This window comes from Streptomyces sp. NPDC028419 (assembly GCF_055565515.1).
Genome location: NZ_JBVHUE010000013.1, coordinates 136831 through 151837, shown reverse-complemented (window position 1 = coordinate 151837; position 15007 = coordinate 136831). Strand labels below are relative to the sequence as shown.

Below are 15007 nucleotides of genomic sequence, written 5' to 3'. Positions count from 1 at the left end.
GTCCGCATGGGGAGGTCACGGCGGTGCGCGGACCCGAACCTTGAGCGGGCTATGCCGTCAAGTGGCCGGAAAGGCACAGTCGTCGGGCAGGCCGGGCACGATGCAGCGCACCCGCCCCGGCCCCTCCCCGTCCCGCGCCCTCCGTCACGCAGCGAGGCCTCCATGACACTGCCCGATCCGTCCGGTCCGGCGATCATCACCCACGTTCTGGTGGGGTACAGCCCGGTGATGCTCGGCAAACTGGACGTCCTGCTCCCCGAGAACTCCGTCCTGGTCGTGGAGGAGCCCGCCGTCATCGCCGCGCGCCGCATCGCCGGCCTGGCCGACGCACACCGCTGCGTGGCCGCGGTGCTCGCCGCGCCCAGTCAGGACGAGGAGCATCCGGACCGGATCGTCGCCGCGGTGCCCCGGCCCCCGGCCGTGCGCGCGGTGGTTCCGGTCGTGGAGTACGGCGTGGTCGCCGCCGCCGCCCTCGCCGAGGCGTGGGGGCTGCCCGGCGCGGGCCCGAAGGCCGCGCGGATCCTGCGGGACAAGACCCTGCTGCGGGCCGCGGTGGACGGTACGGACCTGGACCAGCCCGCCTGGAAGCGGGCCCGCGGCCCCGAGGACGTGAGCGCCTTCCGCGCCCGCTTCGGCGGGGCGTGCGTGCTCAAGCCCGCGGGCCGCCAGGCCAGTCTCGGCGTACGGCTGTTGGGACCGGACGACGACGGCGCCGCGGCCTGGGCGCACACCACGACCGCCGACGAGCCGTCCCTGCACGCCGGTTACCCGGATTCCGCCCGCTACCTGGTGGAACAGCGCCTGTACGGGCCCGAGGTCAGCGTCGAGGCGGTGGTGCACGAGGGCATCGTCGGCTTCACCAACATCACCGCCAAGATGGTCCAGGACTCGCGTCACCCCGTCGAGACCGGGCACACCGTGCCCGCCGCGCTGCCGGCGGCGCAGGCCGACGCGCTGCGCGGCGCGGTGGCGGTGCTGGTGTCGGCGACGGGCTTCCGCTCGGGGGTGCTCCACTCGGAGTGGATCCTCGACGACGGCCGCCCGCACCTGGTGGAGTGCGCGGCCCGGCTGCCCGGCGGCGGGATCACCGCCCTGATCGACCTGGCCTACGGGACGGACATCCTGTCCGCGCTGCTCGGGGTCCTGGACGGCAGCGCTCCGGCGCCGCAGCGCCCGCCCGTCCTGGGTGCGGCCGTACGGTTCCTGATCGCGCCCGTCGGCCCGGTGACGGCGGTGGAGGGCGCCGAGGCCGCCCGCCGCGCCTTCGGGGTGGAGGAGGTGCACGTCGGGGTGGCGCCCGGCGACGTCGTCCTGGCCGTCACCAGTTCGTGGGAGCGGGCCGGCTACGTCATCGCGACCGGTACGGACGCGGCGGCGGCGGCCCGCAACGCCGAGGAGGCCGCCGCGCTGGTCTCGGTGCGCACGGCGGGGCCCGCGGGAGGTGCGCGGTGATGCGGATCTCGCTCTCGGACTACGTGCCCGCCACGGCGGCCGGCCGGACCTTCGCCCTGACCTCGCTGATCAACGCGATCGGCACCGGCCTGTTCCTCGCGGGCTCCACGATCTTCTTCATCCGCTCGGTGGGCCTGTCGCCCACCCAGATCGGCGCCGGCTTGGCCGTCTCCGGCTTCGTGGGCTTCCTGGCCACCGTCCCGATCGGCGCGCTCAGCGACCGGATCGGGGCCCGGCGGACGCTGATCGCGCTCCAGGTGTGGCGGGCCCTGTGGTTCGTGGCGCTGGCGTACGTCCACGGCTTCGTCGGCTTCCTGGTGGTGTCCTCCTGCCTCGCCGCCGCGGAGGGGGCGACGCAGCCGATGACGCAGGCGGTGGCGTCCGACACGACCGAGGAGTCCGACCGTACGCGGACCATGGCGATCGTGCGGACCGTGCGCAACATCGGCTTCTCGGTGGGCGCGCTGCTGGCGGCTCCGCTGCTCGCCGCCGACAGCATGTGGGCGTACCGGGGCATCGTGCTCGGCAACGCGGCGGCGTTCGTCGCCTCGGCGGTGATGCTGAGCAGGTTGCGGCTGGTGCGCTCCAGTGCGGCGCAGCGCAAGGTGGGGCCGCTGACGGCGATCCGGGGCTTCCGCGACTGGCGCTACCTCGGCCTGGCCGGGCTGGGCGGCGTGCTCAACCTGCACACGACGCTGCTGTCGGTGGGGCTGCCGCTGTGGGCGATGACGGCCACGGGGGTGCCGGCCGGCTTCGTGCCGGTGCTGATCCTGGTCAACACGGCGCTGTCGATCACGCTCCAGGTGCCGGTGTCGCGCGGTGCGGAACGGCCCGGCGGGGCGGCCCGCGCCCTGCGGCTGAGCGGCTTCGCGCTCGCCGCGTGCTGCGCGGCGCTGGCGGCGGTGCACGGGCTCCCGCCGCTGCTGGCGGGGGCGTTGCTGCTGGCCGCGTGCGTCGCGCTGACCTTCGGGGAGATGTGGCAGGCGGTCGGCAGCTGGGACCTGAGCTACGCGTTCGCGCCGGAGGACCGTCGCGGGACCTACCTGTCGGTCTTCAGCCTCGGCAACTCGGGACAGCGGATCGTGGGCCCGGCGCTGGTGACGGGCGTGGTGATCGCGACGGGAGCGGCCGGATGGGCCGCTCTGGGCCTCGTGTTCTGCCTGGCCTCGGTCCTCGTACCGCCGGTGACCCGGGCGCTGGAGCGACAGCAGGAGCGAGCGCGGGAGCGGGAACGCCAGGAGCAGGGACAGGAACAGGAACAGAAGCAGGCAGCGAGCGAAGGGGCAGTGGCGTGAAGGATCTGCTGGTGGTCGGCGTCGGCACGATGGGGCGGCCGTACGTGGAGGCGGCGAGGCGGCTCGGGCACCGGGTCCGCGCGGTGGAGAACGCGGCGCTCATGGGCGGCCGCCCGGCCGAGGAGGACGTCTCCTACTACCCGGTGACGGGATCCCTCGACGAGTCCTGGTTCGCCGGGGTGACGGCGGCGCTCGCCGACCGCGCCCCGGACGGGGTGCTCGCCTTCGCGGAGGCCAACGTGACCGCGGGCGCGCTGGCCCAGGAGCGGCTCGGGCTGCCGGGTCCGTCCCTGCACGCCGCGGTGATCTCCCGCAACAAGGCCCTGCAACGCACCGGCTTCGGGGCGTACGGAGTGGCGCAGCCCGACTTCCTGCTGGCCCCGGACCTGCACGCGGCCCGGGAGTGGATCCTGGAGCGGCTGCCGGTGGTGGTCAAGCCGCTGTCCCTGGGCGGCAGCGAGGGCGTCGAGCTGGTCACGAGCGCCGCGGAGGCCGAGGAGATCGTGGCGCGGCGCGGCGGCGAGGGGAAGATCCTGGTCGAGGCCGCGGTGGCGGGGCCGGAGTACAGCTGGGAGGCGCTCGTCCGCGAGGGCGAGGTGCTCTTCGCCAATGTGACGGAGAAGGAGACCACCGCCCCGCCGTACTTCGTGGAGCTCTCGCACCGCTGCGGGTACGCGTTCACCGATCCGGCGCTGGCGGCGCAGGTGGACGCCCTGACCGCGGGAGTGCTGCGGGGGCTCGGGATGCGGACGGGGCTGGTGCACCTGGAGTTCCGGGTGGGGCTGGACGGTCCGGTCCTGATGGAGGTGGCGGTCCGCACCCCCGGGGACTTCCTGGCCGAGGCGGTGAGCCTGACGTACGGCTTCGACCTGCACGAGGCGGTCGTGCGGCTCGCGCTCGGCGAGCCGCTCGGCGATCTGGTGCGCACCCGCCCGGTGGCGTACGCGGCGACGTACTTCCCCACCTGCGCGCCCGGCACGATCACGGAGGTCGACGGGCTCGCGGAGATCGCCGCGCACCCGGCGGTGGTCCGGGTCGGGCTGCGCAAGGGGGTGGGCGACCGGGTGGGCCCCCTCACCTCCTCCTCGCAACGCCTCGGCCACATCCTGGTGAAGGCCGATTCCCCCGCCGCCCGCGAGGACGCCCTGAAGTTCCTGGCGGAGCGGCTGCGGATCACCGTGGTGACGGACCGGGCCTGAACCGGCCCGGCCCCGGGGCGCTACCCCGTCAGGGTCGCGGGGTCAGCGTGACGGGCAGGTCGAACAGGTCGTTCTGGGTCACGATCGGCTTGTTGCGCAGCTCCTCGCGGGCCACCGCCAGGCTCAGTTCGGGGAAGCGCGCGTACAGGGCCGGGAGGGCCACCGCCGCTTCCAGCCGGGAGAGCGCGGCGCCGGGGCAGACGTGCGGGCCGTGACCGAAGGAGATGTGCCGGTTCGGGGTGCGGGTGATGTCGAACGAACCGGCGCTCTCGCCGTGTTGGGCCTCGTCGCGACCGATGGCGCCGAAGGAGACGACCAGGCCCTCGCCCTTCGGCAGGAACGCGCTGCCCACCTCGACGTCCTCGGCGGCGAAGCGGATCAGGACGTGCGAGGTCGGGGTCGACCAGCGCAGGGTCTCCTCGATGACGTCCTCCCAGGACGCCTCGCCCTTCAGGACCAGGGCGCGCTGTTCGGGGTGGGTCTCCAGGGCGACGACCGCGTTGACGATCAGGCTGATGGTGGTCTCGTGGCCGGCGGCGACCATCAGCTGGAGGGTGTTGGTGATCTCCTCGGTGGTGAGGCGGTCACCGTCCTCGGAGGCGGCGATCAGCGCGCTGGTCAGGTCGTCGCCGGGATTCTCCCGCTTGGACTCCACGATCCGGCCGAAGAGCGCGCCCAGGTCCGCCATCATCTGCGGGACCTCCTCGGGCAGGGTCTGCGTCGAGAAGAACTTCTCGAACAGCTCCTTCATCCGGGGATGGTCGGCGGCGTCCACGCCCATCAGCTCGCTGATCACGTTCATCGGCAGCGGGTAGGCGAAGCGCGCCTTGAGGTCCACGGTCTCCCCCGCGGGCACCTCGGCGAGCCGGTCCAGCATCCCCGTGGTCAGCGCTTCGATGCCGGCGCGCAGCGTCTCCACCCGGCGCACGGTCAGCGCCTGCGCGACCAGGGTGCGCAGCCGGCGGTGCTCGTCGCCGTCGACGGTCAGCATGGAGCGGCCGGGGTTGACGAGCCCGATCAGCGGCCAGTCCAGGGGTATCTCACCGCGCTGCCAGGCGCCCCAGGCGTTGATGTCCTTGACGATGCGGGGGTCGGTGAGCAGCTTGCGGGCCTCGGCGTGGTGGGTGACCGCGTAACAGGCCACCCCGCCGGGCAGGACGACGCGGACCAGCGGGCCGGCGGCGCGCAGGGCGGCGCTCTCGGCGTCGAGGTCGGCCACGAAGGGGTCCAGGGCGATGGCGGTGGAGCCGGTGTGGTCGATCGGGCACGTCATCTGGTGGCTCCAAGGGCGGGGGTCGGGGTGTAGGTCACGGGCAGTTCGGACAGGCCGCGCAGCCAGGGCGAGGGGCGGCGGGCGAGCGCGGAGGCGGGGACCGCCAGGTCGACGTCGGGGAGCCGGTCGAGGAGGACCTCGATGCCGGTCCGCGCGATGACCTCGGCGACCTCCTGCGCGGGGAACGGGCAGCGGTGTTCGCCGTGCCCGAAGGAGAAGAAGGCGTTGTTGCCGCCGGTCAGCGCCCCGGCGTCGGTGCGCACGTGCGGGTCGGAGTTGGCGGCGGCCAGCCCCAGCAGGACGAGGTCGCCGGAGGCGATCCGGCGGCCGCCGAGGTGGGTGTCGCGGGAGGTCCAGCGGCCCGCCACGTTCTGGGTGGGGGTGTCCTCCCACAGGACCTCGTTCATGGCCTCGCCGACGCTGTGCCGGCCGCCCGACAGGGAGGCCGCGAAGCGGTCGTCGGTGAGCATGAGGCGCAGCGAGTTGCCGATCCAGTCGGCGGTGGGCTGGTGCCCGGCGGCCATCATGACCATGAGGTCCTGGGCGACCTCGTCCAGGGTGAAGCCGGCCCGGTTGGCGAGCATCCGCGAGGCCACGTCCGGGCCGGGCTCGGCCGACTTGGCGGCGAGCAGCGCGTACATGGAGGCGCCGAGGTGCTGCTGTCCCGCCAGCGCGCCCTCACGGCCGTTGATCATGTCGTTCATGGCGGTGACGAGGCCGGGCCCCTCCTCGTCCGCGAAGCCGTAGATGCGGGCGAGGACGCGCAGCGGCAGCAGCATGGCGTACTCGCCGACGATGTCGCACTCGCCCTTGCCGCAGAGCTGGTCGATCAGCTCGTCCGCGAACCGTTCGGCGTGGCCCTTGAGTTCGAAGGGGTCGATGGCCTCCAGCGCGTCGGAGATCACCGCCGCCCGTTCGCGGTGGCGCTCGCCGACGGTGTAGAGGATGGAGGGCTGCTTGCGGCCGATCATCGGAAGGAGCGGCCAGTCGGCGGGGATCCGGTCCCACTGGTTCCACAGGTCGGAGTCGCGGGAGAAGAGCACCGGGTCGCTGGTGACCTGGTGCAGTTCGCGGTAGCCGAGGACCAGCCAGGCCGGTACGTCGCCGTCGAGGACGACCGGGGCGACGGCGCCGTGGTCGCGGCGCATCTCCCGGTACAGCTCGGCGGGGTCGGTCTGGAACCGGGGGCCGCCCAGCGGGACGGGGCGGTGCTCGGGGGTGGTCACGGGGTGGGCTCCGGGGTCGTCGGCCGGTCGGCCGTCTGGGCGTGCGGGGTGTGCCGTTCGTGGCGGACGTGTTGGACGTGCCGGACGAGGGAGATGAGGACCTGCTTGCTGGACTCGCGCGAGCGGGCGTCGCAGAAGACCAGCGGGACGTGCGGCGGCAGGTCCAGGGCGCTCCGGATCTGTTCCGGGGTGTGCACGGGACCGCCGAAGTCGTTGCAGGCCACCACGAAGGGCGTGCCGTGGTGTTCGAGCCTGTCGATGGCGTACCAGGAGTCGGCGAGCCGTCGGGTGTCGACGAGGACGACCGCCCCGAGGGTGCCGGAGAACAGCCGGTCCCACAGGAACCAGAAGCGCTCCTGGCCGGGGGCTCCGAAGAGGTAGAGCACGTTGTGGGCGTCGAGGGTGATCCGACCGAAGTCGAAGGCGACGGTGGTGGCGGTCTTGGTGGCGACGCCGCCGGTGTCGTCGACCGCCTCGCCCGCCTTCGTCATCGTCTCCTCGGTGTTCAGCGGCCGGATCTCGCTGACGGAGCGGACCATGGTGGTCTTGCCGACGCCGAAGCCGCCCACCACGACGATCTTGAGACCGTTGTCCGCGGTGCTGCTGAGGGCCTGCCGGGCCGGGCGGGGTTCGCGCTGGTCAGCGGGCTGATCAGAGATTGCGGAGTCCAACGAGCACCTGCTCCAGGATGTCGGGGTCGGGAAGGAGGTACGCCGAACGCGGGTGCCGGGCACTGATCTTGCCGGTGCCGAGCAGGTCGGCGAGCAGGATCCGCACGATCGACACCGGCAGGCCCAGCTCCGCGGCGATCTCGACGACCGCCGTCGGGTACTGGCACATCCGCAGGATGGCCGCGTGTTCCGACTGCATGCCGACGATCGGATCGCATTCGGCGACGACCAGCGTCACGAGGTCGAAGGCGTCCGAGCCGGAGCGGCTGCGGCCGCCCGTGAGGGTGTAGAGCCGGTCCGGGGAATCGTCCCGGCCCGGCCTGCTCCGGCTCATCCCCGGGGCCTGGCGATCAGGTGCTCACCGAGCTGTTCGACCAGTTCCGACATGTTGTGGCCGACGAGGCCCGCGTCCGCGTCCTCCGCCGCGACCAGCGCCAGGTGGGCGCCTTCGCCCGCCTCGACGATGAAGAGGATCCCGCCGTAGAACTCGGCCATCGCGGAGCGGACGCCGCCGCTGCCGTCGCCGAACTCGATGGACGCCCCGTGCGAGAGGCTCTGGATCCCGGCGGCGATCGCCGCGAGCTGGTCGGCCTGGTCGACGGACAGCTCCGGGGTGCGGCAGAGCTTGAGGCCGTCCCGGGAGAGCACGAGGGCGTGGCGGGCGCCGGGGGTGCGTTCCAGGAGGCTCTCCAGGAGCCAGCCGAGCGTCTCGTCGGTGGTGGTGCCGGTCATCGCGTGTTGCCTTCCGGGTGCGGGGGGTGCGGAGAGTGCGGGGTCCCTGGGGGCGGCGCGGCCGCGGCGCCGCGCACGGCCTGGCGGAAGCTGCCGAAGCGGGCGGCGGAGCGGGAGGCGTCCGCGGGCGGGCGCGCGGCCTGCGGATCGCCGGCCCCCTCGGGGTGGGCGGCGGCCAGGGTCCGGCCGCGGCGCCGCTGCGGCAGTCCGCTCTCGCCGAGCGTGGGATACCCGCCGGTGTCCTCGGCGTCCGCCGCGCCGGCCGCGTCCCCGTCGGTACGGGTCGCGGGGCGCGCGGGGTCGCCGGTGGCATCGGCGCCGGTGCGTGCGGCGCCGTGGTCGGCGGCGGGTTCGGCCGTCGCGCCGCCGACGTCGGCGGTGCGGGGGTCCGTACGTCCGGCGCGGGCCGGGGTGTCGGCCGCGCCCACGGGGACCGGGACACCGCCGTCGGCGGCGGGGTTCTCCGAGGGACCGCGGCTGATCAGGTCCTGAGGGAGCATCATCAGCGCGCCGGTGCCACCGCGCGCCGACGGGCGGAAGGACACGGTCAGTCCGTGCTTGCGGGCGAGCCGGCCGACCACGGCGAGGCCGAGACGGGTGCCGGAGAGCCCGGCCAGGTCCAGCGATTGGGCGGACACGGCCTGTTGGGCGCGGCGCAGCTGCACCTCGCTCATCACCAGGCCGCTGTCCTCGACGGTGATGATGATCCCGGCCGGGACCTCCTCCACGTACACGTGGACCTCGGCGGTCGGCGGCGAGAAGTTCGCCGCGTTGTCGAGCAGTTCGGCGAGCGCGTGCATGACGCCCTCGGCGGCGTGCCCGGCGATGGCCGCGTCGCTGGTGAAGTGCAGCCGCACCCGCTGGTAGCTGCCGATCCGGCCCATCGCGCCGCGCAGGATCGACTCCATGACGATCGGCTTGGCCCAGCGGCGGCCCGAACGGGCGCCGGTGAGCACCGCGATGGAGTCGGCCAGGCGGCCCGCCTGGGCGGTGCGGTGGTCGAGGTGCAGCAGGTCTCCGAGGACGTCCTCGTCGGCGTGCCGGTGTTCCATCTCCCGCAGGTCGGCGAGCATGCCGGTGGCCAGGGCCTGCATCCGGCCCGCCGCGTTGGCGGCGGCGGCCATGGCGGCCGCCCGGCCTGATTCGGCGCGGCGCAGCTCGTCCCCGAGGTGTTGGCGCGCGCTGAGGTGGGAGGCCGTCAGCCGGTCCGCCTCGGCGGCGCCGGCGCGGGCGAGGCGGTCCAGCTCGGCGGCGTGGTCGGCGACCAGTTGCCGGCGCTCGGCGGTGCGGGCGGCCGCGTCACGGGCGGCCGCGGCGGTGAGCCGGGATATCTCGGCGTCCCGGGCGGACACGTCGGCGACGAGGCCGGCGGTGCGCCGGCGCAGCAGTTGGGCCGTGCGCGTCGTCCAGGTGAGCCCGAAGGCGGCGATCCCGAGCAGCAGGACACCGGTCACGGAGAACCAGGCGAGGGGGGTCCGGACGGTCGACGGGGCCGCGGCCACCGCCGCCGTGCAGAGCGCTCCGCCGACCGCTGCGGTGAGCAGCAGGGCGAGCGCGGAGGGGCGAAAGGGGGAGGGCGACGCCGTCATCAATCAAAGCCTCAAACCGGGCAGAAATGGAAGAGAGGGTTCCTGTGGCAACGAGAGGCAACTATAGGAGAGTTGCTGATCGATTGAGAAAGTCCTTGATGAAGATTGGATCGCGACACAGTCATTTGGTAGCGATCTGAGGCGTTTTGTCGTCTCATTTTCACGTGCCAGCACCCTCCGACGGGCCCTCGGCGCACCCTCGGCGCACCCCTCTCGCGCGGCGGCCGGAGCTAGATCATGTGACGCGGCATCAGGGTCGAGCTCTCCCCCGACGGACTTCCCGCGCGGAAATGGCCCACTCCCACGGCACCACAATGGCCCTTATGGACGGGACATGGGCCTCCTAGGATCGGACGGGTGACCAACAAAGTTGATTTCTACTTCGATCCCATCTGCCCCTTCGCCTGGATCACCTCCCGCTGGATCCTGGAGGTGGAGAAGCAGCGCGACCTGGACCTCAATTTCCGTGTCATGAGCCTGTCCGTGCTCAACGAGGGCAAGGAAGACCTGCCCGAGCGCTACCGCAGGCTGCTGGAGACCGGCTGGGGCCCCGTGCGGGTCTGCATCGCCGCCGCCCAGGAGCACGGCGAACACGTACTGCGCGACCTGTACACCGCCCTCGGCACCCGGCTGCACAACCAGGACCGGTCGGCCACGGACGAGCTGATCCGCGAAGCCCTGGCCGAGGTCGGCCTGCCGGTGGAGCTGGCCGAGGCCGCCGAGCGCACCGAATACGACGACGCCCTGCGCAAGAGCCACCACGAGGGCATGGACCCGGTCGGCGAGGAGGTCGGCACGCCGACGATCCACATCGACGGCACCGCCTTCTTCGGACCGGTCCTGACCTCGATCCCGCGCGGCGAGGACGCCGTACGGGTCTTCGACGGAGTGCGGCTGCTCGCCGGGTACTCCGACTTCTTCGAGCTCAAGCGCACCCGGACCGGCGGCCTCGACTTCAGCTGAGGCCGCTCCACGGCCGGGGCGGACCTCCGACCGGGAAGCCCCGCGTTCAGTGCGGGCCGGATCGCGGCCGGTCGCCCCCGCGGCGGCCGGCCGCCGCCGTGAGCGCGACGCAGGCCGTGAAGACCAGGCCCGCGCCCCGCAGACCCAGCCACAGGGTCAGCGCCCCGACGCCCACCACGGGCAGGGAGATCCCGCAGTAGGCGACGACGAACAGCGTGGAGATCGTGGCGCCCCGCTGCTCCGCGGGGGCCGCGGCCGATACGGTCGCCACCGCCGCGCGGAAGGCCATGCCCTGTCCGACCCCGGCGAGGGCGCCGCCCACCACGAGCAGCGGCAGCGATTCCACCGCCAGCGAGGCGGCGACCAGCACCAGGCCGGCCACCAGCAGCAGCCGCCCCCGCGGTAGCGCGCGCTCCGCCGCCAGCCGGCCCGCGGCCCACTGGCCCGCGGTGGAGGCCAGGAAGACCGAGAAGACGATGGCCCCCGCCACCGCGTGGTTGGTGACGTCGAGGGTCTGCGCGACGAAGGTGGGCGCCACCGCCGTGAAGAGCCCGAGGAGGGCGAAGCCGGCGAAGGCGGCCGGCGCGCAGAGCGCGAAGGCAGCCCGGGCCCCGGGCGGTACGCGCAGGCCCTGGGGATGCGGCCGGGCGCGCCGGTCGGGCCGCTCCACGGTCTCGGGCAGCAGCAGCACGACCACCGCCGCGGGCACGAGCAGAGCGAGGTGCACCAGGAAGGGCAGGGCGAGCGGGTGCGGGGCGTACTCCGCGAGCAGCCCGGCCACCAGCGGTCCGCAGCCGAGGCCGCCCATGTTGGCGGCGGTGGCGGCGAAGGCGGCCCGGGCCCGGCCCTCGGGCGGGGCGAGCTCGATGACGGTGGCGGTCGCGGTGCCGCTGAGCAGCCCGGCGGCGAAGCCGGACAGCAGCCGGCCGGCGAAGAGCAGCGGCAGCCCGTTCTCGGACAGGAAGCAGACGGCGCTCGCCGCCGACAGCGCGAGCGCCGCCAGCAGGACGGGCCGCCGGCCGGCCCGGTCGGAGTAGTCCCCGGCCAGCAGCAGCACGGCCAGCACGCCGACCGCGTAGACGGCGAAGACGACGGTCACCACGAAGGTGGAGAAGCCGATCTCCTCGCGGTAGAGCCCATAGAGCGGCGTCGGCAGCGTGGTGCCCATCATGCCGATCGCGAAGACGGCCGCGGCGGCCAGGTATCCGGGTCTGCGGCGCGGTGCGGCGGTGATCACCTGCGCATCGTACGAGCGGGCCCGCGCCCCGCCCGGGAGCCCGGCCCGGCTCCGCGCGCCCCGGCGCGCACCCGCCGCACGGATCGTCAACGATCGCCGCGCGCAGTGCACAACCACGGCGGCCGTCCCTCCCTAGGCTCGGGGAGCGGAGTGCGTGAGCGGTGGTGTTGGCATCGGGGGACGCAACACCACCCCTCACGCACCCGATCCCGCGGCCCCGTCCCGGAGCCCCGGCAAGGTGTGACGGAATCCTGACGGCGGGCCGCCGACCCTGGTGCCGGGCGGGCGACGGTGGTCGAATCGCCGGGTGAGCACAGAACAGCACGGACGGGACCCCGAGCACCCGGACCCGGAGCGCCCCGGCCCCGAGCGCCCCGATCCGGACGGCCGCGGCTCCCCCGTCGGCCGCCGCCTGGTCCTGGGGATGGTCGGCCTCGGGGCCGTGGGCCTGGCCGCCGCCCCCGTCCTCCAGCGCGGCTTCGAATCGGTCCTGGGGGCCACCGCCGACAAGGACCCCACCGGGATCACCTCCCTGCTGCCCAACGGCGGTGGCTTCCGCTACTACTCGGTGGCGTCCTCCGTCCCCCGGCGCGGCCCGCAGGACTACCGCCTGACCGTGGACGGCATGGTCGAGCGCCCGGCCACGTACACCCTGGACGACCTCGGTCGGCTCCCGCAGACCAGGGTCGTGCGCGACGTGCAGTGCGTGACGGGCTGGCGGGTCCCGAACACCCCCTTCGAAGGGGTGCCGCTCCACCGGCTGCTGGACGCGGCCGGCGTCAGCCCGCAGGCCCGGGCCATCCGGTTCACCTGCTTCGACGGCGCCTACACCGAGAGCCTGACCCTGCCGCAGGCCCGGCGCGACGACGTGTTGGTGGCCCTGCGCATGCAGGACCAGCCCCTCGGCCACACCCACGGCGGGCCGGTCAGGCTCTACGCCGCCCCCATGTACTTCTACAAGTCGGCGAAGTGGCTCTCCGGCATCACCGTGACCCGGGACGTGGAACCGGGCTACTGGGAACGCCTCGGCTACGACGTCGACGCCTGGGTCGGAAAGTCGAACGGACGCGACGATGCCCCTACCGTCTGAGACCGCCGCGGCGACCGCCGCCCCGCGGGTGCGCCGGTTCGGCCGCTCCCAGCGCCTGGTGCACCGGGCCACCGGCATCCTGATGGGCCTGAGCGTGGCCTCGGCCGCCTGCCTGTACCTCTCCCCGCTCGCCGAACTGGTCGGCCGCCGCCACCTCGTCGTCACCGTGCACGAGTGGTCCGGGCTGCTGCTCCCGGCGCCCTTCCTGCTGGGGCTGGCATCGCGGGCCTTCCGCGGTGATCTGCGCCGGCTCAACCGCTTCGGTCCGCACGACGGGGCGTGGCTGCGGGCGGCGCTGCGCCGGGACCGGCGCGGCCCCCGGCCCGCCGGGAAGTTCAACGCCGGCCAGAAGGTGTACGCGAGCTGGCTGGCCGGAGCGGTCCTGGTGATGCTGGGGACCGGGCTGCTCATGTGGGTGACGGGCTTCGCGCCGCTGCGCTGGCGGACGGCGGCCACCTTCGTCCACGACTGGCTGGCGCTCGCCCTGGGCGTGGTGCTCGCCGCTCACGTGGGCAAGGCGCTGGCCGATCCGGAGTCCCGGCGCGGCATGCGGACCGGCTCGGTGGACCGGGACTGGGCCCGGCGGGAGCACCCGCTGTGGCGGATCCCGGACGGCCGGGAGGACTGAGCGGGAGGACTGAGCGGGAGGACCGGGCGGACGGGGGCGGCCCCGCCGGCCGCTCAGCCGCCGTCGCGGACGGCCACGATGCCGTTGAAGACGCCGATGTACGCCGTGCCGTCGGGGCCGATGGTGATGGGCGCCCAGTTGTTGTCGTACAGCGGTCCGGTGCCGGTCAGTCGCCTCCAGCGGCGTTGCCCGGTGCGGAAGTCGACGGCGCTGAGGTACCAGGCGTCGATCCCCCAGGCGTTGGGCTCCTTCTCGTAGAAGTAGAGCAGCCCGTTGGCCGTGGACAGCTTGGGCACGGTCGAGGGCGAGCGGATCCCGCTCTCCCACACGGTGTCGCAGCCGCTGCCGTCGGGCCGGACGTCGATCCGGCTGGCGCCGCCGACGACGCTCTTGCCGAGCAGCAGCGTGGTGAGGTTCTCGTAGCCGTAGTTGTTCTCGACGACGAGGCTGTTGCCCCAGCTGATAAGGGAGTTGTCGGTGGTGGAGGCGCCGGAGCGGAAGACCGGCACCGCGCAGACGAGCCGCCGGTCGGCCGGGACGTCGACGCCCCGCCGGTAGACGAGGACGTTCATCCGGTCGTCGGCGTTGTCGGTGATGGCGACGTAGCCGTCGCCGAAGAGGTCCGGGGTGGTGCCCGAACCCTGGTTCACGGAGCCGGGTTTGGCGCCCGTGCCGCGGTCATAGGTCTGGCGCCACTGCACCCGCGGGGTGCCGTCGGCCGTGGCGCGGAAGCTGTAGAGCGCGTGGTCGGAGACGATCGACACGCCGTCCTCGGCGACGGAGAAGGAGTTCTGGATCTCCTCGCCCTCCAGCCGGACGGAGCGCAGCGCCCCGGTCGCCGGGTCGAGGGTGCCGACGCGACCCTGCCGGGTGACCCACCAGATGCGGCCCTGCCAGTCGGGCATCACCGAGGTGAGCGGATCGCAGGTGCCGCTGGGCCGCAGGTTGGTCCAGCTCACGCAGTCGTGCGGGACCTGACCGGTGAGGTCCCAGTCGTCGGCGACGGTGAACTTCCAGCTGCCGTCGGGGTTCTGGCCGTGCGCGAGGCGCAGGACGTGCTGGCGGGCGTCGGCCAGCACCGCCCGGTCCTGGTCGTCCAGGTAGAAGTACGCGCCGCCCGAGGTGTCCTTGAATATCTTCGAGAAGTCGAGCGAGGTGATCGCCTCGACCGTCGAGGAGCGCTGCGGGAGCGGGTACTCCGCGAGCGTGGCGAGGGAGCCGGGGTCGAGCAGTTTGACCTTGAAGCCGGAGAAGGTGCCGCAGACCGTGACCATGCGGCCGCCCGCGTCGAAGGTGGCGGTGGCGCACTCGCCGCCGAGCGCGGCGATCTTCTCGCTGGTGACCCCGGGGGTTCTCGCCGAGCGGACCGGACCAGGGGTAGGTGGCGCTGCCCGCCGCGTCGGCGTGCATCCCGCTGCGCCCGTTGGGCGCGAGGAAGGGGTGCTGGGGCGGGGCCTGGCCGGGCACCGGTCGGGCCGTCGCGGGGCTGCCGTCGTAGTGGCTGACCAGCCGGTGGCCGGGCGCCTGGGGTATCGCGTCGGCTCGCGCCGGGGAGATCCCGTACATCGCCACGGCGACGGCGACGGCCGGAACCACCGCGCAGTTCAGCGCTTTTGGCACCATTCGGGCCTCCTCCTCTCTCGTGCGTTCCT

At 73.7% G+C, this 15007-nt stretch carries 13 protein-coding genes and 1 pseudogene; 6 read left to right on the top strand and 8 right to left on the bottom strand.

The window, feature by feature from the left end:
• The first annotated feature begins 162 nt into the window (after positions 1-162).
• Genes ACZ4UB_RS17645 through ACZ4UB_RS17635 form a run of 3 tightly spaced genes read left to right on the top strand, consistent with a single transcriptional unit; the run spans position 163 to position 3946 of the window.
• Positions 163-1452, top strand: coding sequence for an ATP-grasp domain-containing protein (locus tag ACZ4UB_RS17645; protein ID WP_468071069.1), 1290 nt, complete (start codon positions 163-165; stop codon positions 1450-1452).
• The gene (locus tag ACZ4UB_RS17640) at positions 1452-2747 is read left to right on the top strand and encodes an MFS transporter (RefSeq protein ID WP_468071067.1); all 1296 of its coding nucleotides are present in this window, start codon (positions 1452-1454) and stop codon (positions 2745-2747) included. The genes ACZ4UB_RS17645 and ACZ4UB_RS17640 overlap by 1 nt, the downstream gene beginning before the upstream one ends.
• Entirely contained in the window at positions 2744-3946 is a 1203-nt protein-coding gene (locus tag ACZ4UB_RS17635; RefSeq protein WP_468071065.1) for an ATP-grasp domain-containing protein, read from the top strand. Before ACZ4UB_RS17640 ends, ACZ4UB_RS17635 begins: the two co-directional genes overlap by 4 nt.
• 28 nt (positions 3947-3974) lie before the next feature.
• Here the strand turns inward: ACZ4UB_RS17635 and ACZ4UB_RS17630 are convergent, their stop codons facing one another.
• Genes ACZ4UB_RS17630 through ACZ4UB_RS17605 form a run of 6 tightly spaced genes read right to left on the bottom strand, consistent with a single transcriptional unit; the run spans position 3975 to position 9437 of the window.
• Complete coding sequence (locus ACZ4UB_RS17630) at positions 3975-5219, bottom strand: cytochrome P450 family protein (RefSeq protein WP_468071063.1); 1245 nt, start codon at positions 5217-5219, stop codon at positions 3975-3977.
• A complete protein-coding gene (locus ACZ4UB_RS17625) occupies positions 5216-6445 on the bottom strand; it encodes a cytochrome P450 (protein ID WP_467957392.1) in 1230 nt (409 codons plus the stop codon). The genes ACZ4UB_RS17630 and ACZ4UB_RS17625 overlap by 4 nt, the downstream gene beginning before the upstream one ends.
• Positions 6442-7116 (bottom strand): GTP-binding protein, encoded by a 675-nt coding sequence (locus tag ACZ4UB_RS17620; RefSeq protein WP_354381920.1) that lies wholly within the window; start codon positions 7114-7116, stop codon positions 6442-6444. Before ACZ4UB_RS17620 ends, ACZ4UB_RS17625 begins: the two co-directional genes overlap by 4 nt.
• The gene (locus ACZ4UB_RS17615) at positions 7097-7450 is read right to left on the bottom strand and encodes a DUF742 domain-containing protein (protein ID WP_354381921.1); all 354 of its coding nucleotides are present in this window, start codon (positions 7448-7450) and stop codon (positions 7097-7099) included. The genes ACZ4UB_RS17620 and ACZ4UB_RS17615 overlap by 20 nt, the downstream gene beginning before the upstream one ends.
• Positions 7447-7848, bottom strand: coding sequence for a roadblock/LC7 domain-containing protein (locus ACZ4UB_RS17610; protein WP_354381922.1), 402 nt, complete (start codon positions 7846-7848; stop codon positions 7447-7449). The genes ACZ4UB_RS17615 and ACZ4UB_RS17610 overlap by 4 nt, the downstream gene beginning before the upstream one ends.
• Positions 7845-9437, bottom strand: a complete 1593-nt coding sequence (locus ACZ4UB_RS17605; RefSeq protein ID WP_468071061.1) for a sensor histidine kinase — start codon at positions 9435-9437, stop codon at positions 7845-7847. The genes ACZ4UB_RS17610 and ACZ4UB_RS17605 overlap by 4 nt, the downstream gene beginning before the upstream one ends.
• Before the next feature lie 357 nt (positions 9438-9794).
• Between ACZ4UB_RS17605 and ACZ4UB_RS17600 the strand changes: the two genes are divergently transcribed.
• Complete coding sequence (locus tag ACZ4UB_RS17600) at positions 9795-10400, top strand: mycothiol-dependent nitroreductase Rv2466c family protein (RefSeq protein ID WP_354381924.1); 606 nt, start codon at positions 9795-9797, stop codon at positions 10398-10400.
• 46 nt (positions 10401-10446) lie between these two features.
• Here ACZ4UB_RS17600 and ACZ4UB_RS17595 read toward each other — a convergent pair whose 3' ends face one another.
• Positions 10447-11571 carry an MFS transporter gene (locus tag ACZ4UB_RS17595; RefSeq protein ID WP_468071132.1) on the bottom strand — a complete coding sequence of 375 codons (1125 nt, stop codon included), beginning with the start codon at positions 11569-11571 and terminating at the stop codon, positions 10447-10449.
• A 490-nt stretch (positions 11572-12061) separates the two neighbouring features.
• On the opposite strand from ACZ4UB_RS17595, the gene ACZ4UB_RS17590 reads away from it, so the two are divergent.
• Positions 12062-12727 carry a molybdopterin-dependent oxidoreductase gene (locus ACZ4UB_RS17590; RefSeq protein ID WP_468071130.1) on the top strand — a complete coding sequence of 222 codons (666 nt, stop codon included), beginning with the start codon at positions 12062-12064 and terminating at the stop codon, positions 12725-12727.
• Positions 12711-13355: a cytochrome b/b6 domain-containing protein gene (locus ACZ4UB_RS17585; RefSeq protein ID WP_468071059.1), complete on the top strand. Its 645-nt coding sequence runs from the start codon at positions 12711-12713 to the stop codon at positions 13353-13355. The genes ACZ4UB_RS17590 and ACZ4UB_RS17585 overlap by 17 nt, the downstream gene beginning before the upstream one ends.
• A gap of 53 nt (positions 13356-13408) precedes the next feature.
• Here ACZ4UB_RS17585 and ACZ4UB_RS17580 read toward each other — a convergent pair.
• Positions 13409-14921: pseudogene (locus ACZ4UB_RS17580) on the bottom strand (hypothetical protein).
• Positions 14922-15007 lie beyond the last annotated feature (86 nt).